Raw genomic sequence first — 3,633 nt, 5'->3', positions numbered from 1 at the left:
ACCGGCAAGATCAGAGGCGTCCCCTCATCCCAACCCTCGCTCCGCGCCCCGGCCCTTGCGCGGGCGCAAGGGCGTTCGATGGGCAGCGAACCAATGGTTCGCAAGCTGCCCCTCTCACCCCGCAAGCGGGAGAGGGGCTAGCATTCCTGCATTCCTGCATCCCACAGAAGCCTAAGTCAACGCCGTCATAACCCCTTTCCGATACGCCGGTCGCTGCTGCAGCCGCGCGTACCACGCTGCCAGATGCGGAAGCTCCGGGCGCTGAATCGGCATCTCAAACCAGGCGTAGATGAAGGCGCCCAGCGGAATGTCCCCCATCGCAAAGCGCTCCCCGGACAGCCACGGCTGCTTCTCCAGCGCCGCATCAACCAGCGTCAGCAACTCACCACAACGCAACAACGCCGCAGCAATCCGCGCTTCATCGCGATCGGCGGGAGCGGTGCGCACAACGCCCCAGAACAGGTCACGGAAGGCCACCGCAAAGCTCGACGTGGTCCAATCCATCCATTGCTCGCTGCGCGCCCGCTCAACCGGGTCGGACGGATACAGCACATCCAGTGCATAGCGCGCGGACAGGTAACGCACGATGGCGTTGGACTCCCACACCGGCAGGCCATGGTCCTCGATCACCGGCACCAGGCCGTTCGGGTTCATCGCGCGGTATTCGGCGGTCTGCGTGCCGCCAAATGCACCACCCACCTCGATCGACTCATACGGCAGGCCGATCTCCTCGGCACACCACAGCACCTTGCGCACATTGCTGGAATTGCGCCGGCCCCAGATCTTCAACATGCATCCACTCCTTCCTGATCAACCTTCATCACGCGCACCCTTGCGTGGCAGCGCGCGTACCGCCGATGCCTTGCCTGCACGCTTGACCTCGAACAGGCCGGTGGCATCGATCAACTCGCTCAGCTTCCGATAACCATAATTGCGCGAGTCGAACGATGCGCGGTTGGCAATCTGGTTGCCGACCGAACTCAGCAGTGCCCAGCCTTGCTCATCCGCCGCCGCATCCACCGCGCCGCGCAGCAGGTTCAACAAGCGCGTGTCACCACGCAGTTCATTGCTGCTGCGCGGCTTGATCGGTGCCGCAGGCGGCTCGGAGACTTCCGTTGCAGCCGCCGCAGGCGGCACACTGCTGGTGGCCACCTGCTCGACGACTTCGGGCGCATCGTTGCCCAGCGCTTCCAGATAGGTGAACTTCGAGCAGGCGTTGACGAAGGCCAACGGCGTCTTCTGTTCGCCGAAGCCATACACCTTCACGCCATCGGTGAGGATGCGCATCACCAGCGGGGTGAAGTCGGCATCGCTGGAGACAATCGCGAAGCCATCCAGGTTGCGCGCGTACAGCAGGTCCATCGCGTCCACCACCATCGCCATGTCCGAGGCGTTCTTGCCCTTGGAGTAGGCGAACTGCTGGATCGGTCGGATCGCGAACTCATGCAACACGCTTTCCCAACCCTTCAGGCGAGGGTTCTTCCAGTCGCCGTAGGCACGGCGCACATTGGCCACGCCGAAGGCGGCCACTTCCACAAGAATCTCGTCGATCTTCGATGACGGTGCGTTGTCGGCGTCGATCAACAACGCGATACGCTTTTCGGGCTCAGACACGGGGTGACTCCATGGCGGCAAGCTGACCGCCAGTATCGGTCATCGCTGTTTCAAAGCACATCAATGCGATGATGGGCGCTGACAACCCGCCCCCACGGCCGGTTCACCGGCCCCACCGGAGTACGTCATGCCGCAACACCCGCACCTTGTCGTCATCGGCGGAGGTTTCGCCGGGCTCTGGGCCAGCCGAGCACTGGCCGATGCCCCCTTGCGCATCACCCTGGTCGATCGCCGCAACCACCATCTGTTCCAGCCCCTGCTGTACCAGGTAGCCACCGCCGGCCTGTCCTCGCCGGATATCGCCGCGCCACTGCGGCATATCCTCGGCAGGCAACGCAATATCGAGGTACGACTGGGCGAAGTGGTGTCCATCGACAAGCACGCCAGAAAGGTGCAGCTCAGCGATGGCAGCCAGATCGCTTATGACCTGCTGCTGGTCGCCAGCGGCGCCACCCATGCCTACTTCGGCCACGACGAATGGGCGGCCGATGCGCCCGGCCTGAAGACCCTGGACGATGCGCTCTACCTGCGCCGCAAGCTGCTGCTGGCCTTCGAGCGCGCCGAGGCCGAGCCAGACCCGGCCAAACGTGCAGCCTGGCTGAGCTTTGCCATCGTCGGTGGTGGCCCCACCGGCGTGGAACTGGCCGGCACGCTGGCCGAGATCGCCCGGCATACCTTGAAAAACGAGTTCCGCCATATCAATCCGGCCGATGCCAAGGTGCGGCTGGTCGAAGCCGGGCCGCGGGTGCTGTCTTCGTTCCCGGAAGTGCTGTCGCTGAAGGCACGCCGCCAACTGGAGAAGCTGGGCGTGGAAGTGCTGACAGGCACCGCCGTCAACCATATCGACGGACAGGGCTTCCAGCTCGGTGACACGCATGTGCCGGCGCGTACCGTAGTGTGGGCCGCCGGTGTCGCTGCCTCACCGCTGGCGCGCACGCTGGAGGTACCGCTGGACCGCGCCGGCCGCATCCAGGTGGAACCAGATCTCACCGTCTCTGGCCACCCCGAGATCTTTGCCGGTGGCGATCTGGTGTCGCTGATGCAGGCCAATGGCCGGCCGGTGCCGGGCGTGGCCCCGGCCGCCAAGCAGATGGGCAGCTACGTTGCGCAGGTAATCCGCGCGCGCCTGGCCGGCAAGCCGGCGCCGCCACCATTCCGCTACAACGACCAGGGCAACCTCGCCACCATCGGTCGCATGGCGGCCATCGTGCATGTCGGCAAGCTGCAACTGTCCGGGCTGCTGGCCTGGTGGTTCTGGCTGGCCGCGCACGTGTTCTTCCTGATCGGCTTCCGCAACCGGCTGGTAGTGCTGCTCAACTGGGCGGTGGCGTATTGGAGCTACCAGCGCAGCGCGCGCATCATCCTCGGCGATGCCGACGAGGACGATGACAAGGAACCCGCGGGCTGATCGCAGCCAAGCCAGCGGCAATCAGCTGTTGCCGTTGGCGAACTGCTCGAATACTTCGCGTCCGGTGAGTTTCGGCGTCTCGTTGGCGAGTTCGTAGTACGACGGCTTTTCGTCGATGAAGATCTGGCTGGCCAGTTCGAACGATTGTTCCTGGAACAGCCCGGCCGGCACGAAGTATTCGCCGTCCGGCACCAATCGGTAGTACAAGTGGGTGCCGCACTGTGAGCAGAAACCGCGCTCGGCCCAGTCTGAGGATCGATAGGTCTTCAACGCACTGCCGATGACCTGTACCTGGTCATCGCAATGCACCGCGAACAACGGGCCGCCGGACCAGCGCCGGCACATGCTGCAATGGCATAGGCCAATTTCGGAGTGTTCATTGGCGATCACTTCGACCGCACCGCACAGGCAGTTCCCTTTCATCACCAAATCCATCTGCAAGAGGAATGCCGAATCTACACGGGAAAGACCACCGGTAGTGGGGGGGGGGGGGGGGGCGGGGGGGGGGGGGGGCGGCCCGCGGGGGGAGGGGGCGGGCGGGCGGGCGGGGGGCGGGGGGGGGACGAGGCCCGCGCGCGGCGCCGCGGCGGCGCCGGGGGGGGGCGGGCGGG

4 protein-coding genes are annotated in these 3,633 nt (G+C 65.2%); 1 reads left to right on the top strand and 3 read right to left on the bottom strand.

Annotation, left to right across the window (positions count from 1 at the left end; translation table 11 throughout):
• Positions 1 to 171 precede the first annotated feature (171 nt).
• The gene (locus tag ACVOLQ_RS22380; RefSeq protein WP_481510852.1) at positions 172 to 792 is read right to left on the bottom strand and encodes a glutathione S-transferase family protein; all 621 of its coding nucleotides are present in this window, start codon (positions 790 to 792) and stop codon (positions 172 to 174) included.
• Between the two features lie 18 nt (positions 793 to 810).
• Complete coding sequence (locus ACVOLQ_RS22375) at positions 811 to 1,614, bottom strand: NYN domain-containing protein (RefSeq protein WP_313495666.1); 804 nt, start codon at positions 1,612 to 1,614, stop codon at positions 811 to 813.
• Between the two features lie 127 nt (positions 1,615 to 1,741).
• Here ACVOLQ_RS22375 and ACVOLQ_RS22370 point away from each other — a divergent pair, with 127 nt between their 5' ends.
• A complete protein-coding gene (locus tag ACVOLQ_RS22370; protein ID WP_481529346.1) occupies positions 1,742 to 3,022 on the top strand; it encodes an NAD(P)/FAD-dependent oxidoreductase in 1,281 nt (426 codons plus the stop codon).
• A gap of 21 nt (positions 3,023 to 3,043) precedes the next feature.
• Here the strand turns inward: ACVOLQ_RS22370 and ACVOLQ_RS22365 are convergent, their stop codons facing one another.
• Positions 3,044 to 3,445: a GFA family protein gene (locus tag ACVOLQ_RS22365; protein ID WP_313173626.1), complete on the bottom strand. Its 402-nt coding sequence runs from the start codon at positions 3,443 to 3,445 to the stop codon at positions 3,044 to 3,046.
• Positions 3,446 to 3,633 lie beyond the last annotated feature (188 nt).

The organism is Stenotrophomonas sp. STEN031, assembly GCF_056759975.1.
Note: the sequence above shows the minus strand (reverse complement) of the source record. Positions and strands in the feature narration are given on the sequence as shown.